This window comes from Noviherbaspirillum album, from assembly GCF_035916955.1.
Taxonomy (GTDB): domain Bacteria; phylum Pseudomonadota; class Gammaproteobacteria; order Burkholderiales; family Burkholderiaceae_D; genus Noviherbaspirillum; species Noviherbaspirillum album.
In genome coordinates this window covers 449,595-468,764 of sequence record NZ_JAWIIV010000001.1, presented here as the reverse complement: position 1 = coordinate 468,764, position 19,170 = coordinate 449,595, and the positions used below count along the sequence as shown (strand labels likewise).

11 protein-coding genes are annotated in these 19,170 nt (G+C 61.1%); 8 read left to right on the top strand and 3 right to left on the bottom strand.

Going from position 1 to position 19,170, the window contains the following annotated elements; translation table 11 throughout:
- The first annotated feature begins 1,598 nt into the window (after positions 1-1,598).
- Positions 1,599-3,458, top strand: a complete 1,860-nt coding sequence (locus tag RY831_RS02080) for a site-specific integrase (RefSeq protein WP_326504671.1) — start codon at positions 1,599-1,601, stop codon at positions 3,456-3,458.
- Between the two features lie 373 nt (positions 3,459-3,831).
- A complete protein-coding gene (locus RY831_RS02075; RefSeq protein WP_326504670.1) occupies positions 3,832-6,774 on the top strand; it encodes an insulinase family protein in 2,943 nt (980 codons plus the stop codon).
- Positions 6,775-7,001: 227 nt separating this feature from the next.
- Here the strand turns inward: RY831_RS02075 and gloA are convergent, their stop codons facing one another.
- Positions 7,002-7,538, bottom strand: a complete 537-nt coding sequence (gloA, locus tag RY831_RS02070) for a lactoylglutathione lyase (protein ID WP_326504669.1) — start codon at positions 7,536-7,538, stop codon at positions 7,002-7,004.
- Between the two features lie 150 nt (positions 7,539-7,688).
- Between gloA and RY831_RS02065 the strand changes: the two genes are divergently transcribed.
- Positions 7,689-9,758: a helicase-related protein gene (locus tag RY831_RS02065; protein ID WP_437126195.1), complete on the top strand. Its 2,070-nt coding sequence runs from the start codon at positions 7,689-7,691 to the stop codon at positions 9,756-9,758.
- 87 nt (positions 9,759-9,845) lie between these two features.
- Here RY831_RS02065 and RY831_RS02060 read toward each other — a convergent pair whose 3' ends face one another.
- The gene (locus tag RY831_RS02060) at positions 9,846-10,208 is read right to left on the bottom strand and encodes a hypothetical protein (protein WP_326504668.1); all 363 of its coding nucleotides are present in this window, start codon (positions 10,206-10,208) and stop codon (positions 9,846-9,848) included.
- A gap of 217 nt (positions 10,209-10,425) precedes the next feature.
- Between RY831_RS02060 and RY831_RS02055 the strand changes: the two genes are divergently transcribed.
- Complete coding sequence (locus RY831_RS02055; protein WP_326504667.1) at positions 10,426-11,361, top strand: transglutaminase-like domain-containing protein; 936 nt, start codon at positions 10,426-10,428, stop codon at positions 11,359-11,361.
- 80 nt (positions 11,362-11,441) lie between these two features.
- On the opposite strand, the gene RY831_RS02050 is transcribed toward RY831_RS02055, so the two are convergent.
- Positions 11,442-12,506, bottom strand: a complete 1,065-nt coding sequence (locus tag RY831_RS02050) for a zinc-binding metallopeptidase family protein (RefSeq protein ID WP_326504666.1) — start codon at positions 12,504-12,506, stop codon at positions 11,442-11,444.
- 364 nt (positions 12,507-12,870) lie between these two features.
- On the opposite strand from RY831_RS02050, the gene RY831_RS02045 reads away from it, so the two are divergent.
- The 4 genes from RY831_RS02045 to RY831_RS02030 all read left to right on the top strand — a co-directional run bounded on the left by RY831_RS02045 (position 12,871) and on the right by RY831_RS02030 (position 18,311).
- Positions 12,871-14,652, top strand: a complete 1,782-nt coding sequence (locus tag RY831_RS02045) for an N-acetylglutaminylglutamine amidotransferase (protein WP_326504665.1) — start codon at positions 12,871-12,873, stop codon at positions 14,650-14,652.
- A gap of 55 nt (positions 14,653-14,707) precedes the next feature.
- Positions 14,708-16,468 (top strand): N-acetylglutaminylglutamine synthetase, encoded by a 1,761-nt coding sequence (ngg, locus tag RY831_RS02040; RefSeq protein WP_326504664.1) that lies wholly within the window; start codon positions 14,708-14,710, stop codon positions 16,466-16,468.
- 5 nt (positions 16,469-16,473) lie between these two features.
- Positions 16,474-17,691 (top strand): osmoprotectant NAGGN system M42 family peptidase, encoded by a 1,218-nt coding sequence (locus tag RY831_RS02035; RefSeq protein WP_326504663.1) that lies wholly within the window; start codon positions 16,474-16,476, stop codon positions 17,689-17,691.
- 95 nt (positions 17,692-17,786) lie between these two features.
- Complete coding sequence (locus tag RY831_RS02030) at positions 17,787-18,311, top strand: hypothetical protein (RefSeq protein WP_326504662.1); 525 nt, start codon at positions 17,787-17,789, stop codon at positions 18,309-18,311.
- Positions 18,312-19,170: the final 859 nt, after the last annotated feature.

The following is a 19,170-nucleotide window of genomic DNA, read 5'->3' as shown; positions in this document are numbered from 1 at the left end:
TCCAGCGGTGCGAGTTAAAAATTTGCTGATCAAATGGTGGACGAGAATCATGTCAATACTGCGTCAAAGATACGCGGAAGGCCCGGGCCTTGCCGTGCTGTTATTCTTGTCTCGACAGGACTGAGGCACATTCGCTTTCAACAAATTCCAACTTACACCACAAATCAATCTGATGAATCCCCCGCGATTAGTCCCAAATTTTCTCACCTTAGGCGGTACAGGCCCAGACTTCTAAGTGCTGTCCGTAGGAATAGATTCTCTGAATGATCACGTCGGCCTCGCGTCGCGCCACGCACATTACAGGTGGCGCGCACTCGAAGTTTCGATAGTTCAGCAAGAGACAACATCCCGCAAGAACAGGGTATTAACATCGCAAATCTCTGTGTTATCCGCGAGTCTTTGAGTTTCTACAGTTACGGTTTCGCTAAGCCGTAGTGTGTCTCGTCTGTATATGAAAGCTGTTTCGCTATGGCCGCTTTAGGCGAAGCTGCTGGGTATTGCTTCGGGCCAAGGCGTAGCGACGTGACATGGCAGGCTTAGCACGCGGGTGCAACGAGATACTAGAGGCAATCCGCCTGAGATCGGCAAACAGGTCAGTAAGAAAGCGCTCTAGCGGCGAATGATTAATTCTGGTCAGCGTGTCAGCCGTAACCAAGTACCACGTGTTGATAGCCCGCTCTAGGCCACTCGATGCAGTAGTTAAGAGCAATACGATGACATTTTCAAACAAGATAGACTTTGAATGAAACCATCCCAAAACTTCTCACCTTTGAGCTCTGTGCCACATTGTAAATATTCAATAAAAGATACTTGCTAAGAGGCATAACACCGTAAAAGCTGGACGAGGCATTCTTGCGGGAATCTGCATCGGAATGCGTTGACAGTTACGCATCGGTTAGAGAATGTTCTTAAAGAAAATGGCGGTCTGCAATCCATTGGTTCGCGACTGCGTGCTTTCATTGGTTATAAACGAATTTGTACGGTACAACTAAAGGTCTTTGCCAAAAATCGTGTGACCTTAGAAGTACTGCTTCAGTAAAGCCTCCCAAATCTTCTCACCTAACTCGGCCTGACAAAAATCTCCGTCTGCATCGAATAGGTGTGAATGCTGGCAAAGCCGAGGTGAGCTTCTGCAACATTGGCTTTTCAGGAAGAAATGCTGCAGAAAAGCGAACAGGCATAAGCATCAGGACAACGACAGACGTACCTTGTACTGACTGACCTGATATTCACGACTCTAGCAAAGCGTGCAAATTCGGCCGCCAACACCCCGCCAGAAACCCATGTCAAACGGGGTTTTGGAAAATATGCCTTGAGCTTGGTGCACTTGGGAGCATGAATCCCATGAATGAAGCGCCCGTTCGATTCAGCATTTTTGTCGTATCTGAGAGGCGAGCGATATAAGGTGTATCGTCCATCGTGCCAAGCGGATGCGTGCTTATCCAGATTCAAGGTGATGAATGTATTCCTTGAGATAAGTGCTTGAAATTAAAGGTTAAATATCTCCCTTACTAAGAAAAGCTGTCTGGTTGCAACAATTTTTGCGATCAATGATAATGGCGGCTATGCAGACACTCCCTCCGCAGCCAATGGCAGTCATGGAAAATCAATCCGCTGAGATCACCCGACACTCAGCCAGGAAGGGGCACTCGCTCGCGACCCTGGTGCAAGGATCGACCGCGCGGCGCCTGCATATCGGCCACTTCGCATTTATGCGGGCGGTTGTCCAGGGGTTGGATACACGTGATAGCTGGAACCGGTATCTCCGGGTGGAAGGCGAACATGACGACATTCGCAATGTGAACCGCACGATTCAATGGATCAGGGACGAGTTCGCCGCCGCCGCCAGAAGAAGCGAGCGGCATGGGCTGGCCCGACTGATCCGGATCGATCCCAACCGCATTGAAGACAAGGGTGAAAAACTTCCCAGCCTGGAAGAGCATGCAATTGCTCACGGCCTGGAAGACTTTTCCCAGGCGGAGCAGGTTGAACACTACCAGAGCCACTACGGCAATCTGCGCACAACGCAATCCCGCCGGAGACGCTTGATCGGCAAGCAGCTGGAAGCGCTGCACTGGCTTGAAGCCCTCGCCGTTCAACCTCCCCGTGCCGATGATCCGGTGTCGGCATGGTTTAACCCGGACCTCGCGCACCGATTGGAGGCGGCAGGCCTCTCCACCTTGCGTCAACTGATCGGGCAGATCAATGGCGTCGGCTTTCGCTGGTGGGTCAAGGTGAAGGCGATCGGCAAGGGAAAGGCCGACCGCATCGTTGCATGGCTGCAAGCGCATGAACATACCATCGGCATGAAGCTGGGAGAGCATGTCCGCGCACGCCGCGCCGCTCTGGGTCCGGGCCAGCTTGACCAGGTTGTCGCCCCGGCGACGGCTGTCGTACCCATGGAAAAATTGATCGTTCCGGCCCATCTTGACGGAACATCCGGCAAGCACCGTCTGCCGCAGCAGCAGTGCGCGATCCGGGCATCGAATGATATCGAAGCCGTCTTGAGCTGGATAGAAGCGAAAGGCCGGCGCGCAAAACCGGCGTGCGGCGACACCGGAAAACTGACACATACGCAACGCTCCTATCTGCGGGAAGCGGAACGTTTTCTCCTTTGGGCCGTCGTCCAGCGCCAGCTTCCACTGTCTTCCGTCGAACCGGCGGATTGTCAGGCCTACCTTGAATTCCTGGTCGACCCTGCCCCGGCCGAGCTGTGGTGCGGAAAGCGGGGAAGGGAAAAGTGGAGCCCATTATGGCGGCCGTTCGAAGGGCCGCTCTCACCCGCCGCACGCCGTCATGCGGCCACCGTCCTCAAGAGTCTGTACGCCTATCTGGTTGAACAGCGATATCTGCATGCCAATCCCTGGCTCGGAATGGCGGAGGCAAGCGGAAATACCGCGGGGGCAATCGCCAAGCCGCGCGAAAAGCAGCTGACACAGGAACAATGGCAGTGCCTTTGGCAGCAGGCAGAAAACTTGCCGCATAGTTCAGTCAACCTGCGTCTGCGGCTTGCATTGAAATTATTTGAAGTCACTGGTTGGCGTCTTGCCGACATCGTCGCTTGCCGTGTCGATGCCCTGAAGCGTTCGTCCGGCGCAGACTGGAAAATTGCCATCGATAGCCAGGGTTCCCGACGAAGCTGCCGTATGGATGATGCTTTCATGCGAGCGGTGTCGGGTTATCTCGCTTCGCGCGGCCTTCATCCCGATCCGGAGCATCCAACGAACCATGGTGTTTTCCTGCTGGGTCGGGCCACGGACGTATCCGAGCAGGCGCCATGGAGTCCCGCACGCTTGCGCGAGGTCGATCCTAGGGCCGGCATCACGCCGGGGACGCTTTATGGCCAGCTGAAGTCCTTCTTCGATCAGTGCGCATCCAACTACACAGGAACCGGAATCAATGTGTTTGCGATGGCGAGTACTGAATGGCTCAGACACATCCGGCGCGCAAGCAACTGATCCCTTCAAAAGGAAGTACGTCGCCGAACATAAGAACAGACCAGCATACCCGAAAGGCATGATTTGCGGTTAGTTCGCTTGGTGGATTATTGAAAAGCTATTGATAAAGCTGCCGATGCGGAAAACGTGCCAAAATGAGAATGTCGGCCCTTGCGAGGAGGAGCAGCATGCAGGGATGCAGCGAAACCAGCGCAACCGCAACCCGGCAAGAAAGTCCAATCGGCCTCGGCAACCGCTTCCGTAACAGAGTACAGTTGAACTTTCCGTAGTTGCCTGCACATGAAACAAACGGCATCTGCCGGAACCTCGCTGCATCGCCAGTGACTTACTTCTTACGATTCTGCATTCACCTTCCTCTCAGGTCGCATTTACAATGACATTTCAAAAATTCCGCACCCGTCACATTCCTGCCATGCAAGCCGAAGTGCAGGAATACGAAGATACCGGCACTGGCGCAAGACATATTCACCTTGCCACGGACGATGCGGAAATGGTGTTCATGGTGGGTTTTCCCACGGTTCCCGAAGTCAGCGACGGACGCGCGCACATTCTTGAGCATCTCGCCCTGTGCGGCAGCGACCGTTATCCGGTGCGAGACCCTTTCTTCGCCATGTCGCGCCGTTCGATTGCGCACTTCATGAATGCAATGACCTATCCCGACAAGACGGTCTATCCGTTCGCCAGCACCGACAGGACCGACTTCTTCAATCTGCTCGATGTCTACCTCGATGCCGCGTTCTTTCCGCGCCTTGACTATCTGGATTTCCTGCAGGAGGGATGGCGACTGTCGCTCGATGGCGACAAGCTGTCCTACCAGGGGATCGTGTTCAATGAAATGAAAGGCGCATTCGCCGATCCGGTGCGCGCGCTCGACAGCGGCATCGCCGCGCAACTCATGCGCAATACCACCTATGCGGTCGAATCGGGAGGCGATCCGCTGGTCATTCCCGAGCTCACCCATGCGGCGCTCAAGGAATTCCACGCTTCCCACTACCATCCTTCCCAGGCCGTCTTCATGACTGCGGGAAGCGTCGATCCGCGCGAAGTCCAGGCCTTGATCGAGGAGCGCGTGCTGTCCCGCCTGTCGGGCCGCAGTCCTCGCCTGCTGCCCGAGCGCGCGGTCACCTGGAAAGCGCCGGAACAGGTGCGCATCGAGGTGCCGGTCCGCGAGCATGGCATGCAGATCGCATGGCTTCTTGGCGACGCGGTCGACCCCATGAGCTATTACCGCGCCGAATTGCTGGAAGCCGGCCTGCTGGGCAATGCCGCGGCGCCGCTGATGCGGGCAATGGAGTCCGCCGGATATGGGCGGCCGTCCGCCTTGAACGGCACAGATGCCAGTGGACGTCAGATGGTTTTCCACCTCGGCATGGAAGGACTGACCGCCACACAGGTCGGCAAGGCGCGCGACCGCATCTGGAGCGCCCTGGAAGAGGCCGCGCGCGATGGCGTGCCGCAGGCAATCCTGAACGCCACCCTGCGCGACATCCGTTTCCGCCAGCAGGAAATCACCGGCGGCTCCACACCTCACCTGCTGCGCCAGTTGCTGCGCGCGATGCCTCATGAAATGTACGGCGGCGACATCATGAATGCCTTCGACAGCGAAGAGGTTCTGAAGCAACTGCGGGAAGACATCGCCGAACCCGCCTTCTTCAAGACCTTGGTGCGCGAGCTGATCGACAATCCTACCCGACTCGATGCGCAGATCGTGCCCGATCCGGAATACTTCCAGAAGCGCAAGCGCATCGAGGATGAGCGTCTTGCGGCGCTGCAGTCCGGCATGTCGGACTCGGACAGGGAGCGCATACGTGCCGAATCGGCGGCCCTGCTCGAGCGTCAACGCCAGCCCGTCAACAATGACCTGCTGCCTCGCATACGTCCGCAGGACGTCAATCCGCTGCCGCATCCGATGCCTGTCCTGCCAGCGACGGATGAAGGAATCGTGGTGACGCCGATCGCCTCCAACGGCATTGCCTACGCGCGCGTGCTGGCGGACGTCTCCGGCATGCCCGAGGAAACATGGCCGTGGCTGCAGCTGTACATCGAAGTGGTGCCGGAGCTCGGCGTGGGCAGCATGTCTTACGAGGAGGCGGATGCCTGGCGCCATGCGCGGGCGCCCTTTTTCGACATCAATCTTCATGTAACGCAGTCGCAGCAGCCCAACCGCGGCCTGAACATGCATGTCGACTTCTACGCAAAGGGCCTGGCGGAAGAGCAGCAGGCCATCGTCGAAATCATTTCCGAATCGCTGAACGCGCCCCGCTTCGATGAACTCGACCGCATTGCCTTCCTGATCGACAGCAAGGTTCAGAATATGCGTGACAGCCTGGCCGACGAAGGCGATGACTATGCGCGATATGCGTCGTCGGCGCCGCTGTCGCCGCTGCGCCGCTTCGAGGACAGCGCCAAGGGCGTCGCCTCGCTGGCCTTCTTCCGGTCGCTGCATGCGCAGATGGAGTCGGAGCAAGGCCTCAAGGAGATTGCTGACCGACTCGCGCAGCTGCACCGGCAAATCATCGGCTCTCCCCTTACCGTCATGGCCGCCGGGGCCGCGGATCAGAGCGCCGAATTGGCGCGGCAGATCCGCCTGCCCGCGCCGGGTGCTCATCGTGCCCCGACAGCGTCAGCGCCGTCGGCGGCATCCGTATCGCCTCAGCAGGCTTCGGGCATCGGTTCCGGCATCAGCAATGTCAGCAATGTCAGCAATGTCAGCAATGTCAGCAATGTCAGCAATGCTGCCTTGCATGCGGATGCGCAGGTCAACCATTGTTTCGCAGTGTGGCAGGCACCCACTCTGACCGATCCTGACGCCGCCGCACTTTCCGTGCTCGGGGAATTGCTGACGAATGTGGTGCTGCATCAAGCCCTGCGGGAAGAAGGGGGCGCCTATGGCGGAAATGCCTACTATTCTCCTGGCACCGGCACTTTCGCCATGACGTCGTACCGCGATCCGCGGCTGACGGCAACCTACCAGGACTTCGAAAGGGCGATCGCCTGGGTGATCGATGCGGAGCTTAAGCAGGAAAATATCGAGGAAGCCATCATCTGCGTCATCCAGAGCCTGGACCGGCCGCGCTCGCCTTATGGCGCGGTGATGTGGGCCTGGGAGCTTTCGCAGCAGAACATCGATGAAGACATGAGAAAGCGCTACCGGCAAGGTGTTCTGCAGTGCAACGCCGACAGGCTCAAGCAGGTTGCTGCGACCTGGCTTCACGGAAAGCCTTATAGCCGGGCGGCATTCGTCGGCAACAAGTCACAAGACCTGGCTGGACTGGAACTCATCGAGTTGGCCGAGCTGGCTGAACCGACGGAGTGATTGCGAGGGGAGACAATCGAGAGATATTTTGAATGGTGATAACAGATATCATAAAACGAAAGCAGACAATTTTTGTGCACTGCACTAACCTTCGAAGTGTCTCCTCCAACTCTCCTTGAATTGGATTCACCCGCAAACCGCAAGGTCTGCGGGTTTTTTTTTGCCAGGCGCAAGTCCGGCGATCATGCAATGACCGGTCCGACGCCGGTCGGACTTCTCGATCGGTTTCAGCGCCCCAATCCGGCGAGAAGGGAAGGCTGGACGATTTCGATCCAGTAGCCGTCCGGATCCTTGATGAAGGCAACATCCTTCATCTTGCCCTGCTCTGGCCGCTTGACGAAATCAACCTTGTTCTCGTCGAACCAGCGCACTGCCGCTGCCAGGTCGGGCACCGAAAAGCAGATGTGCCCGAAGCCCTGCGGCTGTGCATTGCCGTCGTGATAGCGAAAGTCCGGGTCCTGTTCCGTGCCCCAGTTGTGTGTCAGTTCGAGAATGCCGCGCTGGCTGAACGTCCAGCTGGTACGCGCACCTTCTTCCTCCGGCACGGCTTCCTGTTCATCGGGGCGAGCAAGGAAGTACAGCGAAAACTTCATTTCGGGAAAGTCCAGCTTGCGCAATACGCGCATGCCGAGCACGCGCGAATAGAAGTCCAGCGATACCGCCGGGTCCTTAACGCGGAGCATGCTATGGTTGAACACGAAACCGCGTGTGGCGACGGGAACGTCGGCGGTAACGCCGGGATGCATTTCGGTTTGGAAGCTCATGATCGTCCAAAGAATAAACAAGGGAAAGAAAGCACGGAACGAAGCCCGCATGCAGCGAGGTCCAGTTCTCGGTAAGCCGCGATGCTTTGCAAGATGCGCATTGAACCCGCGCGCAAGCCTGGCATCCTAGCAAAAACACATGAAACGCGAATGATGGCAAACAATTCCAACGGCAACGAACACGATAACGCACGCGACAACGGCCATGAGCGCGAAGATGGTGCCGGCCGGCTCGACTCCGACGGCAGCGACATCCAGTATCGAAAAGAAAACGGCGGCAGCGCCGCCACGCCGGCCATCCATCCGCAGGCTGCGGAGCGGCATGTGCAGTCGCTCGGCGCGGAGATCGTGAAGCTGGAAGGCCGCGTGATGGTACGGTATGCCGGCACGGCAAGCGCTGCCGGACTGGAGATTCCCTACGATCTCGTTCCGGGTGACGGCGTCCTCGCCAAGACCGGCAAATGGCGCAACATGGTACCGGACAAACAGCTGCAGGTGGTGCAGGAACGCGTGAATCCGGCGGCCATCGAGAAGCTCCATCGCACGGTATGCCAGTTCGTTGTCCGTCTTGCCGAAGAAGCGCGCGATTATCAACTCGATCCCTTGCCGTTCCTGCAGGCACTGGCCGTGAAGGAGTCGTCGGTGCCGTTCGACCAGGTCTTTGGCCGCATCGAACAGCGGCTCGAACACGCGATCGAGCGGCAGCAGGAGCAGATCCATGCCGAGCGCACCCGGGAGAGCATCAACCTCGCCGAATACCCCGCATCCTTCGAACTGGCGCGCCGACTGCCGCGCCGTTTCATCGCGGTGCTGGGACCGACCAACAGCGGCAAGACGCACGAGGCAATGGAAGCGCTGGCCAAGGCCAAGACAGGCGTCTACCTGGCGCCGCTGCGCTTGCTGGCCCTGGAAAATTATGAACGCCTCGCCGCCGCCGAGCGCAACGGCGAAAAGATCAAGGTCAGCCTCGTCACCGGAGAGGAGAGGCGCATCATCGAAGGCGCGACGCATGTCGCCAGCACCGTGGAGATGCTCGATACCAGCACGCGGGTCGATGTCGCCGTGATCGATGAAATCCAGATGCTAGGTGACCGCGACCGTGGAGCGGCCTGGACCGCGGCGGTCTGCGGCGCGCCCGCCACCACCGTCTATCTTGTCGGTGCGCCCGAGGCCAGGAAAGCCATCGAGGCGCTGGCGCGCCGCCTCGACTGCCCGCTGGAGATCCGCTTGCTTAAGCGCAAGGCGCCGCTGACGATGGAAGCCAACGCGGTTCGCAAGCTGCGCAACCTGCGACGCGGCGATGCGGTGATCGCGTTCTCGCGGCGCGACGTGCTGATGTGGCGCGACATGATCACCGAAATCGGGCTGTCGGTGGCGACTGTCTACGGCAACCTGTCGCCGGAAGTGCGCCGCGCCCAGGCCGCGCGTTTCCGCGACGGCTCCGCGGATGTCGTGGTCGGCACGGATGCGATTGCGATGGGCCTCAACCTGCCGATCCAGCGCGTCGTCATGACCACGGCCACCAAATACAACGGGATTGAAGAGGAAGAATTGAGCGCAGCGCTCGCCAAGCAAATCGCCGGCAGGGCAGGGCGCTTCGGCGTGCATGAAGAAGGATTTGTCGCCGGCTATGATGAACAAACGCATTATGTGATGCGTTCCTTGCTCCAGGAAAAGGTGCCGCCGGTTCCGGCACTGGGTTTCTCGGTAGCACCGACGCTGGAGCACCTCAACCGCATCGCCTCGGTGACCCGCGAGCAGTCGCTTTCCAAGCTGCTTCGGCGCTTCGAACACAACATCGACGTACCGGACGGCTTCTTCACGCCGCGCATCACCGAAGAGCAGTCGGAGCGGGCGCTGTGGCTCGATACGCTGCCGATGCCGCTGGCCGACAAATTCACGCTTTCGCTGGTGCCGATCTCCTCGCGCATTCCCGTCCTGCATGAAGCATGGCAGCAGTGGGCACGCGCGGTCGCGCGCGGCAAGCCCAGTATGCTGCCGTCGGCGCAGCTTACCGACCATCGGCGCAATCTGCAGGAGGTCGAGGACGACTGCAAGCTGTATTCAGCGTATGCATGGCTGAGCTACCGCAATCCGGAGCTGTTTCCGCAGGGAGAGGAGGCGCAGCAGCGCGCTCGCGATGCCTCCGAGACCATCGATCGCATCCTGCAGTCCCAGAATGCGGCGATGCGGCGGCGCACCCGCAACCAGGCCGCGTAAGCGGTGCTGACGCTCGCGTAGCGCCCTGAAACAGCCTTTACTCTGCTTCAGACGCCGGTTCACCGTGTCCCGGGAGCGTCCGCTCGCTCATCCCCATTGCACGCAGCTCGGCAGACCGGCGTCATCGGCATCCATCGCGCGCCTGCGTATTCCCGCTTCGACGGCCGGCTGCCTCGCCGGCACGAATTCGCCCATCCTGTATTCCCGGCGCCGGTCGCCCATCAGCTGACGCAGCTCGCGCACGTTGATGCCGGAGAGCTCGTTGATGCGGATCAGCAGCGAAGGAGGAATCGGCGATTGCCCGCTGCGGATGCGGGCGATGACGAACGGGGCGACATGCAGTTCGGCGCAGAGCGCATCGTCATTCGCCAGCTGCAGCCTGCGCAGCAGGACGTCGAGCATGCGGTTGGGGTCGAAACGGAAAGCAGGATGGTGCGCGATTGTTTTCATGTCCGGTGCAAGTGAATATGGTTCTGCCGTTCAGACTGGTTCTGACCATTCCGGTGCGTGAAAATTCCTGGGCATGCACCATGAAGCGGCAGGCATGCACAACGATGGCGAGCATTGAGCCTGCACAGCTGCGGCGTTAAACCATTTCTCGCATTGCGGGTCATATCGCTATACGATCGCGTCTCCCCGACGATCTTCCGACCCTTCCCAGACACCGATGCATGCTTCCGATCTTCCCCATCCGCCGCCCGGCATGATGACGCTGCGCGTCGGATGTACGCTGTCGTACATAGTCCAGGGCAATGTGCCGCTGCTGCTGCTCGTGCAGCCGCGCCTTGAAGGAGGGCAGGTGCTGCTGCAGGAAGAATGGACGCATGCATCCGGGTCTTCAACGACGCCGGCAGCGGATCGGTTCCGGGATGCCCATGGCAACGCCGTGATCAGAACCATGCTGACCCCCGGCCTCAACCTGATCCGGCATGACATGGTGGTGCTCGTGCCCGAGAGCGAAGAGAGGCAGGAAGAGCCGATGGATCTGGTGTCGCCGTCGGCACTGCCGCCCGAGGCATTGCGCTATACCTTCGCGAGCCGGTACTGCGAGTCGGATCGCCTGGTGCAATTCGCCTACGAGCGCTTCGGCCACCTGCGCCAGCATCCGGCGGAGCTGATCGATTCCATCTGCGGCTGGACGCATGCGAACATCGAATACCGCTACGGCTCGGGCAGTTCGCTGCTGTCGGCCTGCGATATCCTGGCCCGGGGTTACGGCGTCTGCCGCGATTATGCCCACGTCATGGTGGCACTCTGCCGCGCCATGGACATTCCCGCGCGTTACGCGGCCGGCTACCTGCCCTATCTCGATCCGCGCACCGCCGAGGGCGACATGGGGGTGGACTTCCATGCCTACTGCGAAGTCTATCTGGGCGGGTGCTGGCACATCTACGATCCGCGCTACAACCGCACGCACAAGGGGCGCATCAAGATCGCGCATGGCATGGACGCAGTCGATTGCGCGTTCGCCACGCTGTACGGCGAAGCCACGCTCGACCGCTTTCAGGTATGGGCCTACGACACCGGCGGCCGCGACGAGCATGCGGGAGATCCGGTGGCGGTGGTCAGGGGGAAGGACGGGAACGCGGTGCTGGCAGCGTAGAGTTTGCCTTCTGAAAGTCGCCTTGCGTCCCGCCAGCCGGGATCGCTTGCTGAATCAGGAATATTCCTCTCCCCGCGAAATCAGCGTATCTGCTGCCGCTCAAGCACCACTTCATGCACGAAGCGCAGCTTGTTGATCACCGGCGTCGACAGCGTGAATGGATAAGGGTCGGGCATGCCGACGCTGCGGTTGAGGCTGTTGAGCACGTAGCTCAGCGAAAACCATTCGGCGATCACGTCATCGAATGCGGTGCTGCGCGCCGGACGTTCGTCGATCTTCAGTTCCGGTTCTCCGGGCTTCTTCGGCTGCAGCACCATGCCGCAGGCATAAGCGGTATCGAGCGTGTCGACCATGTGAAGATAATGCGCCCAGGTCTCGGCCCAGTCCTCCCAGGGATGTGAACTGGCATAGCTGCTGATGAAACGCGTGTCCCAGTCGGCCGCCGGCCCTTCCTTGTAATGCCGCTGCAGGCATTCGCCATAGTCCTGCCGCTCGTCGCCGAACAGTTCGCGGAACGGCTCTATCCATTTCGACTCCACGATCAGGCGGTCGAAATAGTAGTGGCCGCTCTCGTGGCGGAAGTGGCCGAGCAGGGTGCGGTAGGGTTCGCCCATCTGCTCACGCGTCTTTTCCCTATGGGCAGGATCGGCTTCGGCGATGTTGAGCGTGATCAGGCCGTTCGAATGCCCGGTCATTACCCGCTTGCCGGGCGTGTCTTCAAGGAACTCGAAGGCCAGGCCGCCCTCCGGGTCATTGATCTTCGGTGTCGGCTGCAGCCGCAGATCCCACAGCGAATACAGCAGGCGGCGCTTGGCCGCTTCCAGTCGTTTCCAGTACAAGCGGTTCTTTTCCGACGACAACGCCGGAATGATATGGGTCAGCTGGCAGGATGCGCAAAGTTCGCTCGGCGCGTCGGCCGGCAGCATCCAGTTGCAGACATCTTCCCGCGAATAGTTGATGCACTGCTTGTACAGCAATCCTTCATTGGCCGGATTGAGGCTGCGCCACACATTGTCGCCGGCCGGCTCGAAGCTGCTGATCGCATGATGCTCGGGCTGATAGCCGAGCATGCTGCCGCAATTCTCGCAGCGTACATTTTCAAAAAACACCTGTTGTCCGCACTTGTCGCAGTGAAACGTTTTCATGCCTGAATGTCCGCTCGAGGGAAAAAGAGATGGTGCCGGGGAAGGAAAAACGCTGCTAGTGGAACCCTCATGCAAGCGATCGTTCCCGTTTTTTGCCTGCGTCAATGGTTGGCGGAATTTATCTCCGCCGGGACGCTGCAATGCCGCGAAAACGATGCGCGTTGACAAATTGTCAGGAACAAACGGGCGCTTTAGGCCTCTACATACCCAGACGAGGTGCGGGTTCAACCGGTTCCAACCTTGAGGCACCTCAGGGCCACGCAATATTGCGTTTGGAAAAGTCACGCAGCCCAACGCTGTCTTCCGTGCCGGGCCAAGAATCTCGCACCGCCTATCCAACTTCCCCCAAGAGGAGTTTGATCCCATGTGCGGTATCGCCGGAGAAATACGTTTCGATCAACAATTTGCCGATGTACGCACGGTCGTGGACATGACCGAAGCGCAGTCGCGCCGCGGCCCCGATGGCGAAGGCATCTTCAGCCTCGGCCCGCGCTGCTTCGGCCATCGACGCCTGTCCATCATGGACCTGAGCCATCGCGCTCATCAGCCTTTCGTCGACAATTCGCTCGGCATGGGCATCGTGTTCAACGGCGCCATCTACAACCACCATGAACTGCGCGAGGAACTCAAGGGCGCAGGCTACCAGTTCGCCTCCACCGGCGACACCGAAGTCATCATCAAGGCCTGGCATGCCTGGGGCCCGAAGGCGCTCGACCGCTTCTACGGCATGTTCGCCTTCGCGCTGTGGGAACGCGACAGCGGCGTCACCTATTTCGCGCGCGACCGCCTCGGCATCAAGCCGCTCTACTATTCGCTCGACACGCGCCGCCTGCGCTTCGCCTCCTCGCTGCCGGCACTGCTGGTGGGCGGCGACATCGATACCTCGCTCGACCTGCAGGCGCTGCATCATTACATGAGCTTCCACGCGGTCGTGCCGGCACCGCATACCATCCTGCGCGGCGTGCGCAAGCTGCCGGCCGGCACCTACATGAAGATCACGCCCGACGGCGACTGTAGCATCAAGCAATGGTGGAACCTCGAATTCAAGCGCAATGAAGACGATGAAAAGCGCAGCTTCGAGGACTGGAAATCGGAAGTACTGGATGCACTGCGCCTGTCCGTCAAGCGCCGTCTCGTCTCCGACGTGCCGGTCGGCGTGCTGCTGTCCGGCGGCCTCGATTCCAGCCTCATCACCGGCTTGCTGGCCGATGCCGGCACCCGGGATCTGCGCACCTATTCGATCGGCTTCGATGCGGTGGATGCCGAAGCCGGCGACGAATACTACTATTCCGACCTGATCGCCAAGCATTACGGCACCGTGCATGAAAAGCTGCATATTCCCGCCGATCATCTGCTGCGCTCGCTGCCGGACGCCATCGCCGCCATGTCCGAACCCATGGTCAGCCACGACTGCGTCGCGTTCTACCTGCTGTCGCAGGCGGTCTCGCGCCACAGCCGCGTGGTGCAGAGCGGGCAGGGCGCCGATGAAGTATTCGGCGGCTATCACTGGTATCCGCCGCTCACCGATATCAGCGACCCGGCGCGCGGCGTCGCGGCCTACCGCAACGTGTTCTTCGACCGCAGCCATGAAGAGCTGATGGGCCTGCTCAACCCGGACATACGGCTGGAAGATGCCAGCGGTCATTTCGTCGAGCGGCATTTCGCGCAGCCCGGCGCCGACAGCGTGATCGACCGCGCGATGCGTCTCGACACCACCGTGATGCTGGTCGACGATCCGGTCAAGCGGGTCGACAACATGACCATGGCCTTCGGCCTGGAAGCCCGCGTGCCCTTCCTCGATCACGAACTGGTGGAACTGGCCGCGCGAATTCCCGCCCGCCACAAGGTGGCCGAGGGCGGCAAGTATGTGCTCAAGGAAGCCGCGCGCGCGGTGATACCCGCCGAAGTCATCGACCGGCCCAAGGGCTATTTCCCGGTGCCGGCGCTCAAGTACCTGCGCGGCGATTTCCTGCATTTCGTGCGCGACACGCTCGATTCGCGGGCGGCGCGCGAGCGCGGACTGTTCCGGCGCGATGCCGTCGAGGCCATGCTGGAGGCGCCGGACAGCCACATTACGCCGCTGCGCGGTTCCAAGGTCTGGCAGATAGCGCTGCTGGAATCCTGGCTGCAGACGCGCGGCCTGTGACGCGAGTCCATGCGGATATACGCCGAATTCATCCCAATCTGATAGGAAGCATGACATGACCGCTCTTCATCACGATCCTTCTCTCCAAGGGAAACGCAATCAAAATCTGCCCTTCTTCGCCGAAGGCAGCGATATCAACAGCAATGAAGGCGACAAGGTGAATGAAGCCAGCCGTCCCAATGCGACGCTGGAATGCGGCTGGGGCCGGCTGCTGTACGGGCCATCCTTCGAATCGCCGCAAGCGCTGGCGCGGGCGCTGCAGGAAGAGCAGCCGGGCAAGCGCGACATTGCCCTGCATGTGGAAGCGCCGCAGCTGGTGCTGGCGGAAGCGCCGTCGGGCCTGTTCCTCGACCCTTCGCTCATCTTCCGCAAGCGGCTCGATGATGCGCCGGCCGAAGCGCCGCCGCCCGGCATCGTAATCCGGCCGCTCACCACCCGCGCCGACATCGCCGCCATCAACCGCCTCTACACCATGCGCAACATGGTGCCGGTCGATCCGCGCACCGTCTGGCGGCAGCGCCATTCCGACGCGGTGGTCTTTCTCGTCGCGGAAGACGAGCGCACCGGCGACATCATCGGCTCGGCCATGGGCGTGGACCACTACGAAGCCTTCGGCGACGAAGGTCAGGGCTGCAGCCTCTGGTGCCTCGCGGTCGATCCCCAGACCGGCCTGGTCGGCGCCGGGCGCGGACTGGTCAATTTCCTGATCGCGTATTACGCCAGCCGCGGCCGCAAGTTTCTTGAACTCTCGGTCCTGCACGGCAACGAACCGGCGATCGCGCTCTATCAGAAGCTCGGCTTCGAGCAGGTGCAGGGCTTTGTCGTCAAGAACAAGAACGCGATCAATGAAAAGCTGTTCGTCGAGACCACCGACTTCGGCGGACTCAATCCCTATGCGCGCCTGATCACCGATGAAGCGCGCCGCCGCGGCATCAGCGTCGAGGTCATCGATGCGGTCGCGGGCATCTTCAAGCTGCGCCATGCCGGCCATGAAATGCTGTGCCGGGAATCGCTCACCGAACTCACCGGCGGCGTTGCCATGACCTGGTGCCAGGACAAGGTGCTGACTTCGCGCCGGCTGGCCTCGATCGGCCTGCGCGTGCCGCGCCAGGTCACGGCCGGCGACCCGGAAGCCAATGCCGCCTTCCTGCAGGAGTGCGGCTCGGTGGTGGTGAAGCCGGCGCTCGGCGAGCAGGGCAAGGGCATCAGCGTCGATGTGCGCAGCGAAGACCACCTGGTCGAAGCCATCGATCGCGCGGCCGCCCAGGGCGGGCATGTGATCATCGAGGAATTCTGCAGCGGCCAGGACCTGCGCATCGTGGTGATCGGCTACAAGGTGGTGGCCGCGGCCATCCGCCGCCCGGCCGAAATCGTCGGCGACGGCGAGTCCACCGTGCTGCAGCTGATCGAGCGCCAGAGCGCGCGCCGCGCTGCCGCCACTGGCGGCGAAAGCAGGATACCGGTCGACGGCGAAACCGAACGCTGTCTCGCGGGCCAGGGCCTGAGCTACGACTCGGTGCTCGACGCCGGCCAGGCGGTCAAGGTGCGCAAGACCGCCAACCTGCACACCGGCGGCACCATCCATGACGTGACGGCCGAGCTGCACCCGATGCTGCGCGACGTGGCCGAAACCGCCGCGCGCGCGCTGCGCATCCCTGTGGTCGGCCTCGACTTCCTCGTGCCCGAACCCTCGTCCGACGACTATGTGATCATCGAAGCCAACGAGCGACCCGGCCTGGCCAACCACGAGCCGCAACCCACCGCCCAACGCTTCATCGACCTGCTTTTCCCGTTCACCATGACAGGAAACCCGTAACCGCCATGCAAAAGCTTCCCATTGACACCACTTTTCTGAAAACCACGCTGCTCGAACTGCTGCACATCCCGAGCCCGGCCGGCTTGACCGATGAAATCGTCCATTACACCGGCGCCAAGCTCGACGCCATCGGCATCGCCTATGAGCTGACCCGGCGCGGCACCATCCGCGCGGTACTGCGCCGTAACATGCCCGAGCGCCGCCGTTCCAGCCCGGCCTGCGCTATCGTGTCCCACCTCGATACGCTGGGCGCGATGGTGCGCGAGATCAAACCCAACGGCCGCCTGTCGCTGTCGCCCATCGGCACCTGGTCAAGCCGCTGGGCCGAAGGAGGGCGCGTGACACTGTTTACCGAAACCGGCCGCCATCGCGGCTCGGTGCTGCCGCTGCTCGCTTCCGGCCATGTATTCAACGAGGCCGTCGATGCCCAGCCGGTCAGCTGGGACCAGCTCGAACTGCGGCTCGATGAAGACGTGGAGACCGATGGCGACGTGCGTGCGCTGCGCATCCAGATCGGCGATTTCGTTTCCTTCGATGCCAATCCCGAGCTGCTGGAAAACGGCTATGTGGTGTCGCGCCATCTCGACGACAAGGCCGGCGTGGCTGCGGTGCTGGCCGCCGTCAAGGCAATCGTCGATTCCGGCGTGCAGATCCCGATGGACTGCCACGTCGTCTTCACGCTCACCGAGGAAGTCGGTTCCGGCGCGCGCGCCGTGATACAGAGCGATGTCAGCGAAGTCATCGGCATCGACATCGGTCCGGTCGCGGCCGGGCAGGGCGCGCGCGAACGCGGCGTCACCATTCCGCTGATGGATTCGGCCGGCCCGCACGACTACCACCTGACCCGCCGCCTGCTCAAGCTGTGCGACGAGCATGGCATCCATACCAATCGCGACGTGTTCCGCTTCTATCACTCCGACGCCGGCGCAGCCGTCAGCGCCGGCCACGATGTGCGCACCGCGCTGCTGTGCTTCGGCGCCGATGCCTCGCACGGCTACGAGCGCACGCACATCTCGGTGCTCAGCGATCTGGCGCAGCTGATGACGCTGTATATCCAGAGCGGGCCCACCCTGGCGGAAGACCGGCACCACCGGCTCGATTCCGTCGATTCGTTCTCGCACCAGCTCGATGCGGGACAGCTTGCGCCGGTCGAGACGACCCAGCCCGACGTGACCGAACTGGTACGCCTGAACGAGCCGCGCGAGCCCCACGAACCCCACTAGACGCAAGTCAAAGATCCTGCAGAACTAAACGGATCGTCCATCTGCCTTACACGTCCGCATCCGCGCTCGCGGATGCCGACTTGAAAGGAGAAACGATGAGCCGAGCAAACGATGTCACTGCGCTGCTGCAACAATATGCCGCCGAGACCGGCGTACGTTCCATGCAAAAAGTGGAACAGGATTTCATCGACATTGCGCATCAGGTGCCTTCCGAGGCCATCAGCAACGGCCTTTCCGAAGCGCTCGATTCCGAACATACGCCGCCCTTCGATCAGATCGTCGGCGCTTCCTTCGAGCGCGGCGACGCAAGGCAGCGCGCAGGCATGCTCAAGCCGCTGCTCGAAGCCGCCGGTCCGGTGGCCACCAGGCCGCTGATCGAACAGGGCCTGTCGCCGCAGGCCACCGGCGCCCGCCAGGATGACTCCATGCCGGTGGAATCTCGCCTCGCCTCCTATCTGCATCCCGAAGCGGTGCAGCGCCTGGCTTTCCATGCGGTACAGGTGGACCCCGCCGTGGTTCACAGGATGAGCAGCCTGTACGCCGGCGACCCGGAGCTGGGCAAGACATTGGGCGGAGCGACGCTCAGCGTGGCCCTGGGCAAGCTTGCCGAGATCCGGTAAGGGCGCGCTCATTGATGGCGCCGGTCGGCCCCGCTGCAGTCACTTCAGTGCCGCTCCCGGTGCCGCGGCGCCACCGGTAGTCCAGGCGGCTCCAGCCGGCCATGTCGGAACCGCCGCTACCACTTTCCATCCCTCCTTACTTTCTTCCTCTACCCGACCTTGCCGATGCACGCGATCGGCAAGGTCGCATGTTTCCGCATGGATGGAACTCTTCGGTCCTCGTCCGCCACTCAGACTCATCCGACGCATGATTTCGCAAGACACCGCCCTTTCTACATGACCGGTGTTCAGCGCATGCATTCCATTCCTTGACCGGACGCCGCCATGTTGAAACTACCTTCGCTGTTCCAGGCCTTGCACATCCCCGCCGGCAGGGGTAATGACTTGGCGTCACCGGAGGCGCCGGGTGCCATGCGGAATGCGCAACGGGCGACGCAGGAACAGGCCCAGACCCAAACACAGACACAGACCGGTGGGCGTTCCGGTCAAGCCAGAGGGCAGCGGACGTTTCTGCAAACAGCGTTGACCAACCTGTTCCGGAACCGACCGACGGCGGAGATCGAAATACCGGCGAAGTCTCCACGCCGCAAGCTGAAGAAAAAGCGGCCTCCCAAGTCCATGAATAGTGTGGCCGGCAGGGGTAATGCCTTGGCGTCGCCGGAGTCGTCGGATCCCATGCGGAATGCCCAACGGGCAGCGCGGGAACAGGCGCAACCACAAAACAAGTTGCGGAAACCGCGTCCCGGGCAGGTCCCTCCCTCGGCAGCGGGCCAAAGCAACGCACCTCCTATGCAGCGCACGCGGGTTCGCGAATTATCTACGCCCATGTTGGAAGGAGTACGGCTTGTAGATCCAGGGG